Annotated in this window: 13 protein-coding genes, 9 tRNA genes and 1 pseudogene; 13 read left to right on the top strand and 10 right to left on the bottom strand. The window is 42.8% G+C overall.

Going from position 1 to position 15,078, the window contains the following annotated elements; translation table 11 throughout:
- Positions 1 to 19: 19 nt before the first annotated feature.
- The 4 genes from ptsI to cysZ form a co-directional block, all read right to left on the bottom strand.
- Positions 20 to 1,747, bottom strand: coding sequence for a phosphoenolpyruvate-protein phosphotransferase PtsI (ptsI, locus tag AAC853_RS07865; protein WP_340614196.1), 1,728 nt, complete (start codon positions 1,745 to 1,747; stop codon positions 20 to 22).
- 125 nt (positions 1,748 to 1,872) lie between these two features.
- Positions 1,873 to 2,130, bottom strand: coding sequence for a phosphocarrier protein Hpr (gene ptsH / locus AAC853_RS07870; protein WP_047767271.1), 258 nt, complete (start codon positions 2,128 to 2,130; stop codon positions 1,873 to 1,875).
- 441 nt (positions 2,131 to 2,571) lie between these two features.
- Entirely contained in the window at positions 2,572 to 3,525 is a 954-nt protein-coding gene (cysK, locus tag AAC853_RS07875) for a cysteine synthase A (RefSeq protein ID WP_340614197.1), read from the bottom strand.
- Between the two features lie 220 nt (positions 3,526 to 3,745).
- Positions 3,746 to 4,522: a sulfate transporter CysZ gene (cysZ, locus tag AAC853_RS07880; protein WP_338884976.1), complete on the bottom strand. Its 777-nt coding sequence runs from the start codon at positions 4,520 to 4,522 to the stop codon at positions 3,746 to 3,748.
- Positions 4,523 to 4,742: 220 nt separating this feature from the next.
- Here cysZ and zipA point away from each other — a divergent pair, with 220 nt between their 5' ends.
- The 3 genes from zipA (at position 4,743) to AAC853_RS07895 (ending at position 9,127) form a co-directional block, all read left to right on the top strand.
- Positions 4,743 to 5,678 carry a cell division protein ZipA gene (gene zipA, locus AAC853_RS07885; protein ID WP_340614198.1) on the top strand — a complete coding sequence of 312 codons (936 nt, stop codon included), beginning with the start codon at positions 4,743 to 4,745 and terminating at the stop codon, positions 5,676 to 5,678.
- Between the two features lie 63 nt (positions 5,679 to 5,741).
- On the top strand, positions 5,742 to 7,760 hold the full coding sequence (gene ligA, locus AAC853_RS07890) for an NAD-dependent DNA ligase LigA (RefSeq protein WP_340614199.1): 2,019 nt from the start codon (positions 5,742 to 5,744) through the stop codon (positions 7,758 to 7,760).
- A 176-nt stretch (positions 7,761 to 7,936) separates the two neighbouring features.
- Positions 7,937 to 9,127: a NupC/NupG family nucleoside CNT transporter gene (locus tag AAC853_RS07895; RefSeq protein WP_338885539.1), complete on the top strand. Its 1,191-nt coding sequence runs from the start codon at positions 7,937 to 7,939 to the stop codon at positions 9,125 to 9,127.
- Positions 9,128 to 9,133: 6 nt separating this feature from the next.
- Here the strand turns inward: AAC853_RS07895 and AAC853_RS07900 are convergent, their stop codons facing one another.
- Positions 9,134 to 9,295 (bottom strand): hypothetical protein, encoded by a 162-nt coding sequence (locus AAC853_RS07900; protein WP_340614200.1) that lies wholly within the window; start codon positions 9,293 to 9,295, stop codon positions 9,134 to 9,136.
- Positions 9,296 to 9,352: 57 nt separating this feature from the next.
- Between AAC853_RS07900 and AAC853_RS07905 the strand changes: the two genes are divergently transcribed.
- From AAC853_RS07905 to AAC853_RS07915, 3 genes and pseudogenes are all read left to right on the top strand, one after another.
- Positions 9,353 to 10,252, top strand: coding sequence for an IS982 family transposase (locus AAC853_RS07905; RefSeq protein WP_340614201.1), 900 nt, complete (start codon positions 9,353 to 9,355; stop codon positions 10,250 to 10,252).
- Positions 10,253 to 10,268: 16 nt separating this feature from the next.
- Positions 10,269 to 10,454: pseudogene (locus tag AAC853_RS07910) on the top strand (DUF3820 family protein); the annotation flags it as partial.
- Positions 10,455 to 10,612: 158 nt separating this feature from the next.
- The gene (locus tag AAC853_RS07915; protein WP_340614202.1) at positions 10,613 to 11,365 is read left to right on the top strand and encodes an SDR family NAD(P)-dependent oxidoreductase; all 753 of its coding nucleotides are present in this window, start codon (positions 10,613 to 10,615) and stop codon (positions 11,363 to 11,365) included.
- Between the two features lie 130 nt (positions 11,366 to 11,495).
- Here the strand turns inward: AAC853_RS07915 and AAC853_RS07920 are convergent.
- The 3 genes from AAC853_RS07920 to gltX form a co-directional block, all read right to left on the bottom strand.
- Positions 11,496 to 11,571 (bottom strand) — tRNA-Ala (locus tag AAC853_RS07920).
- Positions 11,572 to 11,633: 62 nt separating this feature from the next.
- Positions 11,634 to 11,709: transfer RNA gene (locus AAC853_RS07925), tRNA-Ala, on the bottom strand.
- 202 nt (positions 11,710 to 11,911) lie between these two features.
- A complete protein-coding gene (gltX, locus tag AAC853_RS07930; protein ID WP_340614203.1) occupies positions 11,912 to 13,327 on the bottom strand; it encodes a glutamate--tRNA ligase in 1,416 nt (471 codons plus the stop codon).
- 269 nt (positions 13,328 to 13,596) lie between these two features.
- On the opposite strand from gltX, the gene AAC853_RS07935 reads away from it, so the two are divergent.
- The 7 genes from AAC853_RS07935 to AAC853_RS07965 all read left to right on the top strand — a co-directional run bounded on the left by AAC853_RS07935 (position 13,597) and on the right by AAC853_RS07965 (position 14,334).
- A tRNA-Val gene (locus AAC853_RS07935) sits at positions 13,597 to 13,672 on the top strand.
- 33 nt (positions 13,673 to 13,705) lie between these two features.
- Positions 13,706 to 13,781 (top strand) — tRNA-Val (locus tag AAC853_RS07940).
- 45 nt (positions 13,782 to 13,826) lie between these two features.
- Positions 13,827 to 13,902 (top strand) — tRNA-Val (locus tag AAC853_RS07945).
- Between the two features lie 46 nt (positions 13,903 to 13,948).
- Positions 13,949 to 14,024, top strand: a tRNA-Lys gene (locus tag AAC853_RS07950).
- 30 nt (positions 14,025 to 14,054) lie between these two features.
- Positions 14,055 to 14,130: transfer RNA gene (locus AAC853_RS07955), tRNA-Lys, on the top strand.
- A gap of 30 nt (positions 14,131 to 14,160) precedes the next feature.
- Positions 14,161 to 14,236, top strand: a tRNA-Lys gene (locus AAC853_RS07960).
- A 22-nt stretch (positions 14,237 to 14,258) separates the two neighbouring features.
- Positions 14,259 to 14,334, top strand: a tRNA-Val gene (locus AAC853_RS07965).
- A gap of 88 nt (positions 14,335 to 14,422) precedes the next feature.
- Here AAC853_RS07965 and AAC853_RS07970 read toward each other — a convergent pair.
- The gene (locus tag AAC853_RS07970; RefSeq protein ID WP_338884984.1) at positions 14,423 to 14,584 is read right to left on the bottom strand and encodes a class II aldolase/adducin head domain-containing protein; all 162 of its coding nucleotides are present in this window, start codon (positions 14,582 to 14,584) and stop codon (positions 14,423 to 14,425) included.
- Positions 14,585 to 14,671: 87 nt separating this feature from the next.
- Positions 14,672 to 15,037 carry a YkgJ family cysteine cluster protein gene (locus tag AAC853_RS07975; RefSeq protein WP_338884985.1) on the bottom strand — a complete coding sequence of 122 codons (366 nt, stop codon included), beginning with the start codon at positions 15,035 to 15,037 and terminating at the stop codon, positions 14,672 to 14,674.
- Positions 15,038 to 15,078: the final 41 nt, after the last annotated feature.

Below are 15,078 nucleotides of genomic sequence, written 5' to 3' on the forward strand. Positions count from 1 at the left end.
ACCGTATTCTGGCTAATTTTTAGCAGAGTGTTTTTTCTCTGGTAAAGGTGTCAACCAAATCCATCAATTCCTTTGCTGTTGGCTGAGTCAAGGCCTGCTCTGCCAGTGCTTTTGCATCATCATAATTAGTATTACGGATGATCTTTTTAATGCGTGGAATTGATATTGCACTCATGCTGAACTCATCCAACCCCATGCCCAGGAGCAACAACGTGGCACGTTCATCACCGGCAAGCTCTCCACACATACCAGTCCATTTACCTTCTGCGTGTGAAGCATCAATAACCTGCTTGATTAAGCTCAACACTGCTGGTGACATTGGGTTGTAGAGATGAGAAATCAGTTCATTACCACGGTCTACCGCAAGAGTATACTGAGTTAGATCGTTTGTCCCAATACTAAAAAAGTCAACTTCTTTTGCAAGATGATGAGCAATGGTTGCAGCAGCTGGCGTTTCTACCATGATGCCAACTTCAATCGATTCATCAAATGCTTTGTTTTCATTGCGTAACTGCTCTTTGAGTAACGCAATCTCAGCTTTCAATTCCCGAATTTCTTCAACTGAAATAATCATTGGGAACATAATGCGAAGGTTACCAAATGCAGAAGCTCTCAGGATAGCACGTAATTGAGAATGTAAGATCTCTTTACGGTCAAGGCAAATTCGGATCGCACGCCAGCCAAGGAATGGGTTCTCTTCTTTTGGCAAGTTCATGTAAGGTAAATCTTTATCGCCACCAATGTCCATTGTACGAATAATGACGGCCTGATTACCAACTGCTTCTGCAACTGCTTTATAGGCCTCAAACTGTTCATCTTCGGTTGGCAGAGAATCACGATCCATAAACAGAAATTCAGTACGGTATAAACCAATACCTTCGGCACCATTACGTTCAGCGCCAGCGATGTCACGTACTGTACCGATATTAGCGCAAACCTCAACTTGGTGGCCATCCAATGTAATGGCAGGTAAGTCTTTCAGCTTCGCCAGTTCGGTTTTTTCTGTCAGGTACTCACTTTTCGCTGTTTTCAGTTTCTCAATTTCAGTATTAGATGGGTTCACATAAATGTGATTATTGACGGCATCTAGAATCAGATAACTGCCATTTTGGATTTGCCTGGTCGCGTTGGTTGTGCCAACAATCGCTGGTAATTCCAGTGAACGGGCCATAATGGAAGTGTGAGAAGTTCGGCCACCAAGATCGGTGATGAAACCTAATACCTTGTCCAGATTGAGTTGTGCGGTTTCTGATGGGGTCAGGTCACTGGCAACCAGGATAACTTCTTCTTCAATGGAACCTAAGTCGATAATTGGCATATCCAGAATATTTTTCAGTAAGCGCTTACCAATATCACGGACATCGGCGGCTCGCTCTTTCAAATATTCATCATCCAACTCTTCCAGCGCATTGGCCTGATCTTCAATAACGGAATGAACGGCGGCATCTGCTGTTAACTGGTTTTTTTTAATAAGAGTGATAATTTCCTGTTCTAGCTCTTCATCTTCCAGCAACATAATATGGCCTTCGAAGATTTCGGCTTTTTCTGCACCCAGATTTTTTTCGGCTGTTTCTCTAATTATCTCTAATTGTGCGGAAGATTTGTCGCGGCCTTGCTTAAAACGGGAGATTTCTTGTTCGACTTGTTCAGGAATAATTTTTTTATGATTGATAATGATGGGATCTTCTTTCAGTAATAATGCCTTACCGAAAGCAATTCCTGGTGATACTAAGATGCCTGAAATCATATTATATGACCTTACTGCGGGTAATTATCTTTCATTAAGACTTAGGAGAAAACCTTAACTATCCCCAGATTTTATTGGCCTGGGGATAAGCTGAATGAAATAGATTGGCTTGGTTGAACGGATAATTATTCCAATTCACCCATCAATTTAACTAAATGTTCAACAGCTTGTTGTTCATCTTCGCCTTCAGCAGAAATCGTTACGACTGTACCTTGAGTTAATCCCAGCGTTTGTAATTTGAACAGGCTTTTTGCGCTGGCAGACTTGCCTCCAGAAGTCAGGGTAATGTCAGAAGCGAAGCCTTTTGCTTCTTTGACAAATTGTGCCGCAGGGCGAGTGTGGAGGCCGTTTGGTGCAGTAATAGTAACTTCTTGCTGGAACATAGTATTTCCTTAATAACTTAAATATTCGTTGATAAGCTAAGAGAATTCCATTGAATATAGCTGAATTCCCTGCGACTTATACAGCCGTTAAAATGATAATGAAGTAAAGCGTAATCCTTTTATCTTTCAAGTTATTGCTCTGTTAGTTTTAACTTGAAATTCAGTGGAATTATAATAATCATTATCAAAAAATTAACATACTTGATGCACTCAATTGTTGATTTGGTGTTAATACACGTTATCCGACGAATGGATTAATTGAATAACCTTTATTGCCATCTCGTTGGCGATTAATTTCGTGCATCAAAATAATTACTGGTTAAATACTAAAGCTACTTGAATAAATCATCTAGGAAAGTTTTAAACTTTGATCTAATGCACAAAAAAGCACCCTGAAGGTGCCTTTTTGTGCATGTAGTGAAACGTTCTATCGAGTGATTTTTACTCACTGAGTAAGTCAGCAAACAGCGCTGTACTGAGATAACGTTCCGCCGACGAAGGTAAAATTACCACGATATTCTTATCGTTGTATGCATCTTCTTGCGCTATTTTGATAGCCGCGGCAACCGCAGCTCCTGAAGAAATACCAGAAAGAATGCCTTCTTTTTCAGAGAGTTCACGTGCAATCTGCATCGCTTCTTCATTGCTGATTTTAAATACGCGGTCAACTAATGTTAAATCTAAGTTATCAGGAATGAAACCAGCGCCAATTCCCTGAATTTTATGTGGACCTGGTTTAAGTTCTTCACCCGCTAATTTTTGGCTGATAACAGGTGAATCTTCTGGTTCTACCGCAACGATGGTAACTTGTTTACCCCGCGTATTTTTTAAGTAACGGCCAACACCCGTAATTGTGCCACCAGTACCTACTCCAGCAACAAAAACATCTACATTACCGTCAGTATCTTCCCAAATTTCAGGACCAGTGGTTTTTTCATGAATTTCAGGGTTGGCAGGATTGCTGAATTGTTGCAGAAGTATATAACGGTCAGGATTACTGTCACGGATTTCGTTGGCTTTCTCAATCGCGCCTTTCATGCCTTTTGCACCTTCGGTCAGCACCAAATTTGCACCGAGTGCTTTCAGCAGCTTACGCCGTTCAAGGCTCATTGTTTCAGGCATGGTCAATGTCAGTTTATAACCACGGGCAGCGGCAACATAGGCAAGTGCAATCCCTGTATTACCACTGGTTGGCTCAATAAGTTCTTTATCTTTGGTCAGAATGCCACGTTTTTCAGCATCCCAAATCATATTAGCACCAATGCGGCATTTTACACTGAAGCTAGGGTTACGGGATTCTATTTTCGCCAAGATACGGCCATTCGCAAAGTTTTTCAAACGTACTAGCGGAGTGTGACCAATAGTCAACGAATTATCTTCATAAATTTTGCTCATTGTTCGATTGCCCCTAACATACCGTAAATACTGATTAACCATACGCTAACATCATATTTATGGAAATAAGGTTTCAGTCTATTCTTATTATATAAAAGAATAATTGATGGACATTTTATATTCTTCTGATTATTTAAGATTGGCATGAATTTTTAAACAAAGTCCCCTGACATGCTTGTCACCTGTCAGGAGGCTTGTAATAGGCAAGAGGGAGTATAAATTAATTTAATGATGTGCGATTCAGGGCATGCTGAGCACGGTAGCGATCAACCCACATCGCAGTCGCGCCACAAACCGCAACGGGCATGATAAACAGGTTCACAATCGGGATCAGGGTCAGAATGTTTACTGCTGCACCGAATTGCAGGTTATCTATTTTATTTTGGCGTAATGTATTGCGCATCGTGGTAAAACTGACTTTATGGTTGTCAAACGGATAATCACAATATTGGATTGTCAGCATCCAGGCACTGAAAATAAACCAAAGGAGAGGCGCGACGGTTTGGCCTATTCCTGGAATGAAATAAAGTAACAATAGAACAACTGCACGCGGAATATAGTAAAGAATTTTTACTACTTCGCGTTTCAGAATACGGGGTGTATCTTTGAGTAAGTCGATAACGCCAGTATCGGGTGCCGGAATGCCTGTTAAGTCAGCCTCTAATTTTTCTGCCAGCAGGCCATTGAATGGTGAAGCGATAAAATTAGCCAGTGTGCTGAAAAAATAAGTAAAAACGAGCAAGATAGAGATAACCGCAAGTGGCCAAATTAAATAGCTTAACCATTGCATCCAATCTGGTATTTTATCGAGAGTCCATTGTATCCAGCTCCCCAGTTTATGGTATAGCCACCAAAATGAACCACCTAGCAATAAGATATTAGCCAATAAAGGTAATAAAACGAACCTCTTAATGCCAGGACGGATTATTAGTTGCCAACCTTGGACAATATAGTGAAATCCATTCGCATGTTTTGGCACCCTTGTCGAATTCGTCATATTTTCTTATTCTCTCTTAGATGATTGAGGCGGTATGATATAGGCAGGGTTTTCTACTGACCAGTCGTTTTATGAGTAAAAAGCATCCGAAAAAACAGAGAAAATCTCTCATTATGATAAGAAAAGTAGGTAGAGACTTGCACTTGTCCTATTTGACAAATACTCTTATCTAAAGAATATTCCGCCGTGGTGGCAATTAATTTAAACAACAGAGATAGCAATGATGCAGGATTTGCGTCTGATATTAATCGTTGTTGGTGCGATAGCCATAATAGCTTTGCTATTACATGGGTTGTGGACCAGCCGTAAAGAGCGTTCATCACTCTTTCGTGATCGCCCAGTTAAACGTCATAAACAGGGGCGTCAGGAAGAGCCAAAGAATGATGATGGCGATGAACCGTTTGATAATACGCCAAAATCGAATGTTCAGGAGTCGGCGAAACGGCAGACTGAACATCGTGCAGAGCCGGTTATTGAACATCATGCGTCTGAATCGTCAGCTATATTGCCTGATGATGGCACAGATCCTTTACTTACAAGGCATCAATCTGATGCTCCTACAGTCAAGATGAAAGGTGTCGATGATCAACAGGAAGAACCACAACTTGGCTTGTTTGATCCGATTGAACCCGCTGAGTCGAAAGAAGCCAGGGTCGCAGAGTCAGACTCTGACATTGTGGAAGGGCAGTCAAAGGCAGCGAAAAATGAAGCACAGTCTAAACCTGAACAGACTAAAAAAGAGACAGTGTTAGTGTTGCATGTGGCCGCTCATCATGGGCAAGAACTGAATGGTGAAGTGCTGTTCCAAAGCATTTTACAGGCGGGCTTCCGGTTTGGTGAAATGAACATTTTTCATCGCCATCTAAACCCATCGGGTAGCGGTGCTGTGTTGTTCAGTTTAGCTAACATGGTAAAACCGGGTTCGTTTGATCCAGACCAAATGGTCGATTTTACTACGCCTGGCGTTTCCATATTTATGCTTGTGCCTTCATATGGTGATTCCAATCAGAATTTTAAACTGATGCTACAGGCGGCGCAGCGCATCGCTGCTGATGTGGGAGGCGTTGTTCTGGATGGTGAGCGCAAGTTGCTGACACCACAGATGATCGAACTCTATAAGGCGCGTATCCGTGATACGCTCAATGTCAGTGAATAACCCCTCTTTTTATTAGTATCAAGCCCCCGCTAGTCGGGGGTTTTTCATCTCTGGTGAGAAGTCATGGAAAATATCATCCAAAAAATCAAAGAATTAAGAGAAACATTACGTCATCACGAATATTTGTATCATGTTATGGATGCACCAGAGATCCCTGATGCAGAATATGATCGCTTGATGCGAGAATTAAAAGCACTGGAAGAGCAGTATCCAGAACTGGTTACTGTGGATTCGCCTACCCAACGTGTGGGTGCAGCGCCGTTAACAGTATTTGAGCAGGTACGCCATGAGATCCCGATGTTGTCTTTGGATAACGTATTTGATGAAGAGAGCTATCTGGCGTTTGACAAACGCGTTCGTGATCGTCTGAAAAACGGCCAGGATTTGGTGTTTTGTTGTGAACTAAAACTTGATGGTTTGGCAGTCAGTTTACTGTATGAAAATGGGGAATTGGTACAGGCTGCGACGCGTGGCGATGGGACAACGGGGGAGAATATTACCGCCAACGTCCGTACCATTCGTGCCATTCCTTTACGTTTGAAAGGGGACAACATTCCTGCTCGCGTCGAAATCCGTGGTGAAGTTTTTATGAAGCAAGCCGGGTTTGAAAAATTCAACGAAGAAGCGCGTCGCACAGGCAATAAAGTCTTCGCTAATCCCCGTAATGCGGCGGCGGGATCATTGCGTCAGCTTGATCCACGTATTACTGCCAGGCGTCCACTGACTTTCTATTGTTATGGGGTTGGTGTGCTGGAAGGCGGAGAGTTACCAGCGAGTCACTATGAACGCCTGATGCAATTCAAACAGTGGGGGTTACCTGTCAATGATAACGTGAAGTTATGCCAGGGCACTCAACGGGTGATAGATTTTTACCGTGACATTGAGCTGAAGCGGCCGACACTAGGTTTTGACATTGATGGCATTGTCGTCAAGGTCGATTCTCTTGAATTACAAGAAAGGTTGGGTTTTGTTGCCCGAGCACCACGTTGGGCGACGGCTTTCAAGTTTCCGGCTCAAGAGCAGATGACTATCATCCGTGATGTCGAGTTTCAGGTAGGGCGTACTGGAGCCATTACTCCGGTTGCTCGTCTGGAACCGGTATTGGTGGCCGGTGTTACGGTGAGTAATGCGACACTGCATAATGCAGATGAAATTGAACGTCTGGGGTTACGTATTGGTGATACGGTGATTATTCGTCGTGCCGGAGATGTTATCCCGCAAGTCGTGGGTGTTGTTCATGAAAACAGGCCTGCAGAAACTCAGGAAGTGATTTTTCCTGCACATTGTCCGGTTTGTGGCTCAGATATAGAGCGTGTCGAAGGTGAAGCTGTCGCTCGTTGTACCGGAGGTTTGTTTTGTGGAGCGCAGCGTAAAGAGGCACTGAAACATTTTGTTTCCCGCCGTGCTATGGATGTTGATGGCATGGGTGAAAAAATTATTGAGCAGCTTGTAGATAAAGAGTATGTCAAAACGCCGGCAGATCTTTTCCGACTGACAGCCGGAAAATTAACAGGTCTTGAGCGAATGGGGCCTAAGTCTGCGCAAAATGTCATTAATGCCTTGGAGAAAGCGAAAAAAACCACTTTTGCGCGCTTTATTTACTCTTTGGGTATTCGTGAAGTCGGGGAAGCGACCGCTGCCAACTTGGTTGCCCATTTTGGCTCGTTAGAAAAATTGCGTGCAGCGGATATTGAAACCTTGATTGCGGTGCAGGATGTAGGAAGTGTTGTTGCCCGCCATGTTGTCAATTTCTTTAATGAGCCACATAATCAGGTGGTGATTGATGATCTAGTTAACAAGATTGGTATCCATTGGGAATCGACTGAAAGCCTGAACTTTGATGAAATTGACAGTCCATTTTCTGGTAAGACAGTCGTATTGACAGGCTCATTGAGCCGTTTATCCCGAGACGAAGCTAAAGATAAGCTGGTAGCGTTAGGCGCAAAAGTGACAGGAAGTGTATCTAAGAAAACAGATCTGGTTATTGCTGGTGAAGCTGCGGGTTCCAAGTTAGCTAAGGCCAATGAACTGGGAATTGCTGTGATTGATGAAGAGGAAATGCTCCGTTTATTGGGTGAATAATGTTTCTTCCATTTAGAGGGAGGATTATTAAAGTGTGATCGAGTTGGCTAAATAGAGATTTGTAACCACTCAAATAGTAAATTATTGTGATAATAATCAAACTTTACTATTATATGTTACATAAAATACAGATATAAGTTTGCACAGAATCGTGTTTGGAGCCTTTCTTTATGTCTATGTCTCATATTTTGCACTTTTTCCTCTCATTGGTCGTCATTGGCGGCCTGGCGGTTTTGGCAAGTAACAACCGGAAGGATATTAAGGTTCGTTATATTTTTCAGTTGCTTATAATCGAACTCTTGCTAGCATGGTTCTTCCTAAACTCTAACGTGGGTTTAGGGGTGGTTAAAGGATTTGACGATTTATTTGTCCATCTATTGTCTTATGCAGCAAAAGGCACTAGCTTTGTTTTTGGTGGCATGATAGAAGCGAATTTAGCCTTTTTCTTCCTGAATGTATTGTGTCCTATCATCTTTATCTCCGCCCTGATTGGTATCTTGCAGCACATCAAAGTACTACCTATCATCATTCGTGTGATAGGTACAGTACTGTCTAAAATCAACGGCATGGGTAAACTGGAATCGTTTAATGCGGTGAGTTCATTGATTTTGGGGCAATCAGAGAATTTTATTGCGTATAAAAATGTGTTGGGCAAAATGTCTGAACGCCGGATGTATACGATGGCGGCGACGGCAATGTCTACTGTATCTATGGCGATTGTTGGTGCCTACATGACGATGCTGGATGCAAAATATGTGGTCGCGGCACTGATACTGAATATGTTCAGCACTTTTATCATCTTATCTCTCATCAATCCTTACTCTGTTGAGAATGAAGAAGATATCCATATGAGCAACATCCACGAGGGACAAAGTTTCTTTGAAATGCTGGGCGATTATATTCTGGCGGGCTTTAAAGTTGCTTTGATTGTCACTGCGATGTTGATCGGTTTTATTGCCCTGATTGCAGGAATTAACGCAATTTTCCATCTGGTATTTGGTATTACTTTCCAGGAATGTATGGGATATGTGTTTTATCCGTTTGCATGGATCATTGGTATTCCAAGTGATGAAGCATTGAAAGTCGGCAGTATCATGGCAACTAAGTTGGTTTCCAACGAATTTGTGGCGATGCAGAGCCTGCAAGAGATATCTGCTCAACTAAGTGAACATTCGAAAGGTATTCTGTCCGTATTTTTGGTTTCTTTCGCTAACTTTGGCTCCATTGGGATTATTTCTGGTGCTGTTAAAGGTCTTGATGAACAACAGGGTAATGCTGTTGCGCGCTTTGGCTTGAAATTGCTGTTTGGTTCAACGCTGGTGAGTTTCCTGTCCGCAGCAATTACCGGGCTGATTTTGAGCATCTAATCTGTTTCATTGGATTTGATAGAAAACAACCAAAAGTGGCATCCTGGCAGATGCCACTTTTTTGTATTCGTGGCGAAATAATGAGGTTGATTTAATGAACAAAGAAGATTTGTTGAAAATAGCTAATACAACGCGATGCTCGACTTTTATGGTGAGTTGAAATGACATAGCCGCTCCTTTATAACTTTAAGTCGCCAAACTGAGAGAAATAAAGGAACAAAGGCTATGTCACAGCAAGATTTTATCATTTGGGTGTTTTGTTGGGTAGACGATAATTTAACGGCGTTACAGCAAAGCTCTCGATTCAGAAGCCGGGGATACCCACCTAAGCTGAGCGATGCGGAAGCCATCACGATGGAAGTGGTAGGTGAATTCTTAGGCTTTTCAACGGATAAAGGAATTTGGACGTACTTTCGTGATCACTGGTGCGAGTGGTTTCCGGGACTGGGTTCACGCGCCAATTTTGCTAAACAGGTTGCGAATCTTTGGGCTGTTAAACAAAAGCTGCAAGAAAAGCTGGCGAGGTTATTGGGTGCGTTCGATAGGCCGGTACATATTGTCGACGGATTTCCGTTGCCCATCTGTGGATTCAAAAGAGCGAAAGGCAGTGCCAGCTTTAAAGGACAAGCTGATTATGGGTACTGCGCCGCCAAAAACGAAACTTACTACGGCTTTAAAGGGCATCTCATGATAGATGAAACTGGCGTAGTAACGGGATTCACATTGACGCCCGCCAATGTCAGTGAGCGTGAAGCGGTCTGGGACTTGACTAGCCCAATAAAAGGCTGTTTGCTCGGCGATAAAGGTTATTTAGGTTTTGAATTTCAAGAGGAAATGAAGCAGTCGGGTATTGAAATGATAGCCCCGGTGCGTGCCAATATGGATGACCCAGTCCCCAGAGAAACAAGAAAGCGCATTAATGCCAAACGGCGCTTAATTGAAACCGTCATTGGTCAACTCGCTGGGCAATTTGCTATCGAGAAGTGCTGGGCACGGGATTTGTGGCATTTGAGTAATCGAATAGCCAGAAAACTGCTTTCTCATACACTGGGTATTTTTGCCAATTTTAAACAAGGTAAAAGTCAACGCGACTGGCTTCAACAAGCCCATGTTATAGGGAGCTAAAGTTGAGCATCGCGTTAATACAGCTATGCCATTTGGTAAATATCAAGGACGAATGTTGATTGATTTGCCGGAAGAGTATTTACTTTGGTTTGCTCGCAAAGGAGAGTTCCCACAAGGAAAACTGGGCGAGTTGATGGAAATGACGCTTGCAATAAAAATTGAAGGATTGGACTCTCTGGTAAAACCGTTGAAAGGAGCCTGATGGATAACGTTTCTTTGTTCATTATTATCAAATCAGTGACATAAATCGCTTAACCATATCCCTGATAGCACTAATATCCTGCGTGATTAATTGAAATATTGGGTGGTTTCCAATCACATGCATCTATATGGAGAGCCACATCCATACGGAGGATTATGATGAACTATTTTGACGGAAAAATTGCGATTGTTACAGGTGCGACAACGGGAGTTGGCGAGGGCATTGCAGAAGAACTATTCCAGCGCGGAGCGACGGTAATTATTACTGGGCGTCAATTTTCCCGTGCTAAACAGACAGCAAGACAGCTTGATCCCACAGGACAATATGTGATCCCAATGGAAGCAGATATCAGGGATCATCTTTCAGTCAAGGCATTGATTGACAACACAGTAAAGCAATTTGGTGGATTGCATATGTTGGTCAATAATGCGGGTATTACTGGGCCGCATGGTATCACTATTTGTGATTATTCCATTGATGATTGGAATGATGTGATTAATACCGATCTCAGCGGAACATTTTTTGGCTTGAAATATGGTATTCCGGCTATCCTTCAAAGTGGAGGCGGAGCTATTGTTAATCTTTCTTCCTCTAACGGCATTGTGGGCATTCCTGGCATTGCACCTTATACAACGGCTAAACATGGTGTGCTTGGTTTAACGCGTTCGGTTGCCCTGGAGTTTGCAGATAAAGGCGTTCGCATCAATGCAGTTGGACCGGGTTATGTTGATACTCCGTATATGCAAACTCTGCCTACAGACATCAGGGAATGGATGGCAAATAGTCACCCAATGAAACGCATGGCAACCAGAGAAGAAGTGGCAAAAGCGGTAGCATTTCTATTGTCTGATGAAAGCTCATTTACGACTGGCGCATTTTACGCGATTGATGGGGGCTATACGGCACAATAGGGTAAATACAATAAAGTGATGACAGTTACACCAATTTTTTAATAATTGACTTTATATCTTGATTGGATGGCTAATACAGACTAGACAGAAAAACCCCTAAAAACTTGCGTTTTCAGGGGTTTCAGAATTTTGGTGGAGCTAAGCGGGATCGAACCGCTGACCTCTTGCATGCCATGCAAGCGCTCTCCCAGCTGAGCTATAGCCCCACGAATGTGGTTCGGATTTTGAATGCCAGATACGGTTTATCTCTGATGAGTAAATAAGTATTTGGTGGAGCTAAGCGGGATCGAACCGCTGACCTCTTGCATGCCATGCAAGCGCTCTCCCAGCTGAGCTATAGCCCCAAATCAAAATCCTGTAGAACGGGGCGAATCATATGAAAACCGGAGAATTCTGTCAATGAATTCATTAATATTCCCCGTGTAAACGCTGAAAAAGCCATCAATGACCCATTGGGAAGGCAAAAAATAAAGGCACTGCAATAATTGAGTGCCTTTCATTTCATTATTTACGCCATGTTATGACGTAACATCGATAGATGACGATTTATTGCGCTTCACGTTGAGCAATATAAGCCAGGGCTTTATCAATACGAGCTAATGAACGAGCTTGGTTAATAGCATGGATCGTTACATCAACACTTGGAGACTGGCCCGCACCTGTTACCGCAACACGCAGTGGCATACCTACCTTGCCCATCCCAACTTCCAGTTCGTCAGCCGTTGCCTGAATGGCGTGATGGATATTTTCAGGTGTCCATTCAGTAATGGCTGCCAGTTTCGCACGGGCAACTTCTAATGGCTGGTGAGCAACAGGACGCAGATGTTTTTTCGCCGCATCTGCATCAAATTCGGCAAATTCTTCATAGAAATAACGACAAGATTCAGCCATTTCTTTCAGCGTCTTGCAGCGTTCACCTAACAGTTTTATCAAATCAACCAGTTCTGGTCCCGTGCGAGTATCAAGACCTTGTTGTTCAATATGCCATGCTAAATGTACAGCAACTTTTTCTGCTGGCAGGGTATTAATGTAATGATGGTTCAGCCATTGCAGTTTTTCTGTATTGAATGCACTGGCCGATTTGCTGATGGCATCGAGACTAAACAGCTCAGTCATTTCTTCAACGCTGAAAATCTCCTGATCGCCATGTGACCAACCCAGACGAACCAGATAGTTCAACAGTGCTTCTGGCAGATAACCATCATCACGGTATTGCATTACGCTGACTGCCCCATGGCGCTTGGACAGTTTTTTACCATCGTCGCCGAGGATCATTGAAACATGGGCATATTCTGGGACAGGTGCCCCAAGTGCTTTTAGTATATTGATCTGACGTGGGGTATTGTTGATATGGTCTTCACCACGAATAACATGGGTGATTTCCATATCCCAATCATCAATGACCACACAGAAATTATAAGTTGGTGAGCCGTCGGTACGGCGAATGATCAAATCGTCCAGCTCTTGGTTACTGAATTCAATCGGGCCACGGATACTGTCGTTAAAAACGACAGAACCTTCTTGTGGGTTGCGGAAACGCACAACATGTGGCTCATCATGACTATGCTTGCACTCGCTATCACGGCATTTCCCGTCATAACGTGGTTTCTCACCATTAGCCATCTGAGTTTCACGCAATTGTTCCAAACGCTCTTTAGAGCAATAGCAGCGGTAAGCCGTACCTTGCTCTAACATTTCATCAATAACCCGGTTGTAACGGTCGAAACGTTTGGTCTGATAATAAGGACCTTCATCCCAATTCAGATTTAACCAGTTCATCCCGTCCATAATTGCATCGATGGCGTCTTGGGTAGAACGTTCCAGATCGGTATCTTCGATGCGAAGAACAAATTCACCTTGATTGTGGCGACTGTATAACCAGGAATAAAGAGCAGTACGCGCACCACCAACATGCAGATAGCCAGTAGGACTTGGCGCAAAACGGGTTTTAATTTTACTCATCAGGAATTGCCTTAATTACGTTTCTCTTTATTAGAGAGCGTGTTGGATGATTGAAGTAACAACAGTGGGAGTTATTTTATCACTGCACTTCAATTCCTCAATGGCGTTAACAGCAGGTTATTGAGAAAAGCTAAAATAACGTGTCTAAATGATACCATATGGTGATTATAATTGTTTCATTCTGTTTAATTTTACGACGAACGATTGTTTTAGTGATAAAAAGCGTTGACTCACTTCGAACTATCCCTATAATGCGACTCCATCACGACGGGCGATTAGCTCAGTTGGTAGAGCATCTCCCTTACAAGGAGGGGGTCATCAGTTCGAATCTGGTATCGCCCACCATTTTTCTCGTAGTGATAAAAATGATTTATGATTGGGCGATTAGCTCAGTTGGTAGAGCATCTCCCTTACAAGGAGGGGGTCATCAGTTCGAATCTGGTATCGCCCACCAATCATGAATCAGTGGTATTGATGTCGGTAATAGTCATCGTGAAGTGGGCGATTAGCTCAGTTGGTAGAGCATCTCCCTTACAAGGAGGGGGTCATCAGTTCGAATCTGGTATCGCCCACCACTTCATCGGGTTGTTTCGTCTCCAGTATCACATTGATATTTAGAATGGGTCGTTAGCTCAGTCGGTAGAGCAGTTGACTTTTAATCAATTGGTCGCAGGTTCGAATCCTGCACGACCCACCATTTAAATATCAAAATCAAAATTATCTAATTGGGTCGTTAGCTCAGTCGGTAGAGCAGTTGACTTTTAATCAATTGGTCGCAGGTTCGAATCCTGCACGACCCACCATTTAGATATCAAAATCAGAATTACCTAATTGGGTCGTTAGCTCAGTCGGTAGAGCAGTTGACTTTTAATCAATTGGTCGCAGGTTCGAATCCTGCACGACCCACCATTTAGGTATCAAGATATGAAGTGGGCGATTAGCTCAGTTGGTAGAGCATCTCCCTTACAAGGAGGGGGTCATCAGTTCGAATCTGGTATCGCCCACCACTTCATGCCATCATTTCTTATCAGTCACTTGCTTACCTTAAAGTCATATCCCCTTGATACTTTTTCTCTAATATACAGAATATTGCCGTTATTTTATCTTTAGCTCATAACTTTTGAATTTTTCCAGTACTTGCAGCCTTTCTGCCGGAGAAAGTATTGGAGCTGTTTTCATAATTGGCAGTACTTTTAAATAAAGATGTGCCAATACCTCAATTTCATTGGCCAACAATGCAGAGATCCACTTTGCCACGTTGCATTAAGTGCCTGCCGGCGTTACCAGCAACTATGAAATATTCTGTTTTTTATTCGACTAATATCAAACGAGTATCAATTATGTTTAAGGTTTTGCTAGAGGGGGAAGACCATAAGCAGCTCTGGCACGATCACAACTTTCATTATAATCTTCCGTTTCCCAGGCTTGGGTAAATTCTCTGCAAGGAGAGGGCCTTTTATCATAGATAGAACAGGAAACCGATTTACCAATTTCACCATATAAATTGATACATCGAGGGTGGGGTTTATTGGTGCCTTTCATACAGCGCATGAAATCATTTAATTTTTCGGTCATGGATACGGGAACTGTGCCGCCACCATCCTCAGCTTCCGCCCAATAAAATGAAACACGAAAATATGCACAGCAAGCACCGCAACTAATACAGGGATTGTCTTGTAACTTAGATTGAGAAATTAATGTTTTACTCATACCAGATGTCACTATCTGATGTTTAAATCCATACTTAGGTA

The organism is Xenorhabdus thailandensis, assembly GCF_037996785.1.
Lineage (GTDB): Bacteria > Pseudomonadota > Gammaproteobacteria > Enterobacterales > Enterobacteriaceae > Xenorhabdus > Xenorhabdus griffiniae.

What these genes read in the sequence shown, in the direction of transcription:
- ptsI (WP_340614196.1), bottom strand. Translation starts at nt 1,747, where the DNA reads ATGATTTCAGGCATCTTAGTATCACCAGGAATTGCTTTCGGTAAGGCA.
- ptsH (WP_047767271.1), bottom strand. Translation starts at nt 2,130, where the DNA reads ATGTTCCAGCAAGAAGTTACTATTACTGCACCAAACGGCCTCCACACT.
- cysK (WP_340614197.1), bottom strand. Translation starts at nt 3,525, where the DNA reads ATGAGCAAAATTTATGAAGATAATTCGTTGACTATTGGTCACACTCCG.
- cysZ (WP_338884976.1), bottom strand. Translation starts at nt 4,522, where the DNA reads ATGACGAATTCGACAAGGGTGCCAAAACATGCGAATGGATTTCACTAT.
- zipA (WP_340614198.1), top strand. Translation starts at nt 4,743, where the DNA reads ATGATGCAGGATTTGCGTCTGATATTAATCGTTGTTGGTGCGATAGCC.
- ligA (WP_340614199.1), top strand. Translation starts at nt 5,742, where the DNA reads ATGGAAAATATCATCCAAAAAATCAAAGAATTAAGAGAAACATTACGT.
- AAC853_RS07895 (WP_338885539.1), top strand. Translation starts at nt 7,937, where the DNA reads ATGTCTCATATTTTGCACTTTTTCCTCTCATTGGTCGTCATTGGCGGC.
- AAC853_RS07900 (WP_340614200.1), bottom strand. Translation starts at nt 9,295, where the DNA reads ATGTCATTTCAACTCACCATAAAAGTCGAGCATCGCGTTGTATTAGCT.
- AAC853_RS07905 (WP_340614201.1), top strand. Translation starts at nt 9,353, where the DNA reads ATGTCACAGCAAGATTTTATCATTTGGGTGTTTTGTTGGGTAGACGAT.
- AAC853_RS07915 (WP_340614202.1), top strand. Translation starts at nt 10,613, where the DNA reads ATGAACTATTTTGACGGAAAAATTGCGATTGTTACAGGTGCGACAACG.
- gltX (WP_340614203.1), bottom strand. Translation starts at nt 13,327, where the DNA reads ATGAGTAAAATTAAAACCCGTTTTGCGCCAAGTCCTACTGGCTATCTG.
- AAC853_RS07975 (WP_338884985.1), bottom strand. Translation starts at nt 15,037, where the DNA reads ATGAGTAAAACATTAATTTCTCAATCTAAGTTACAAGACAATCCCTGT.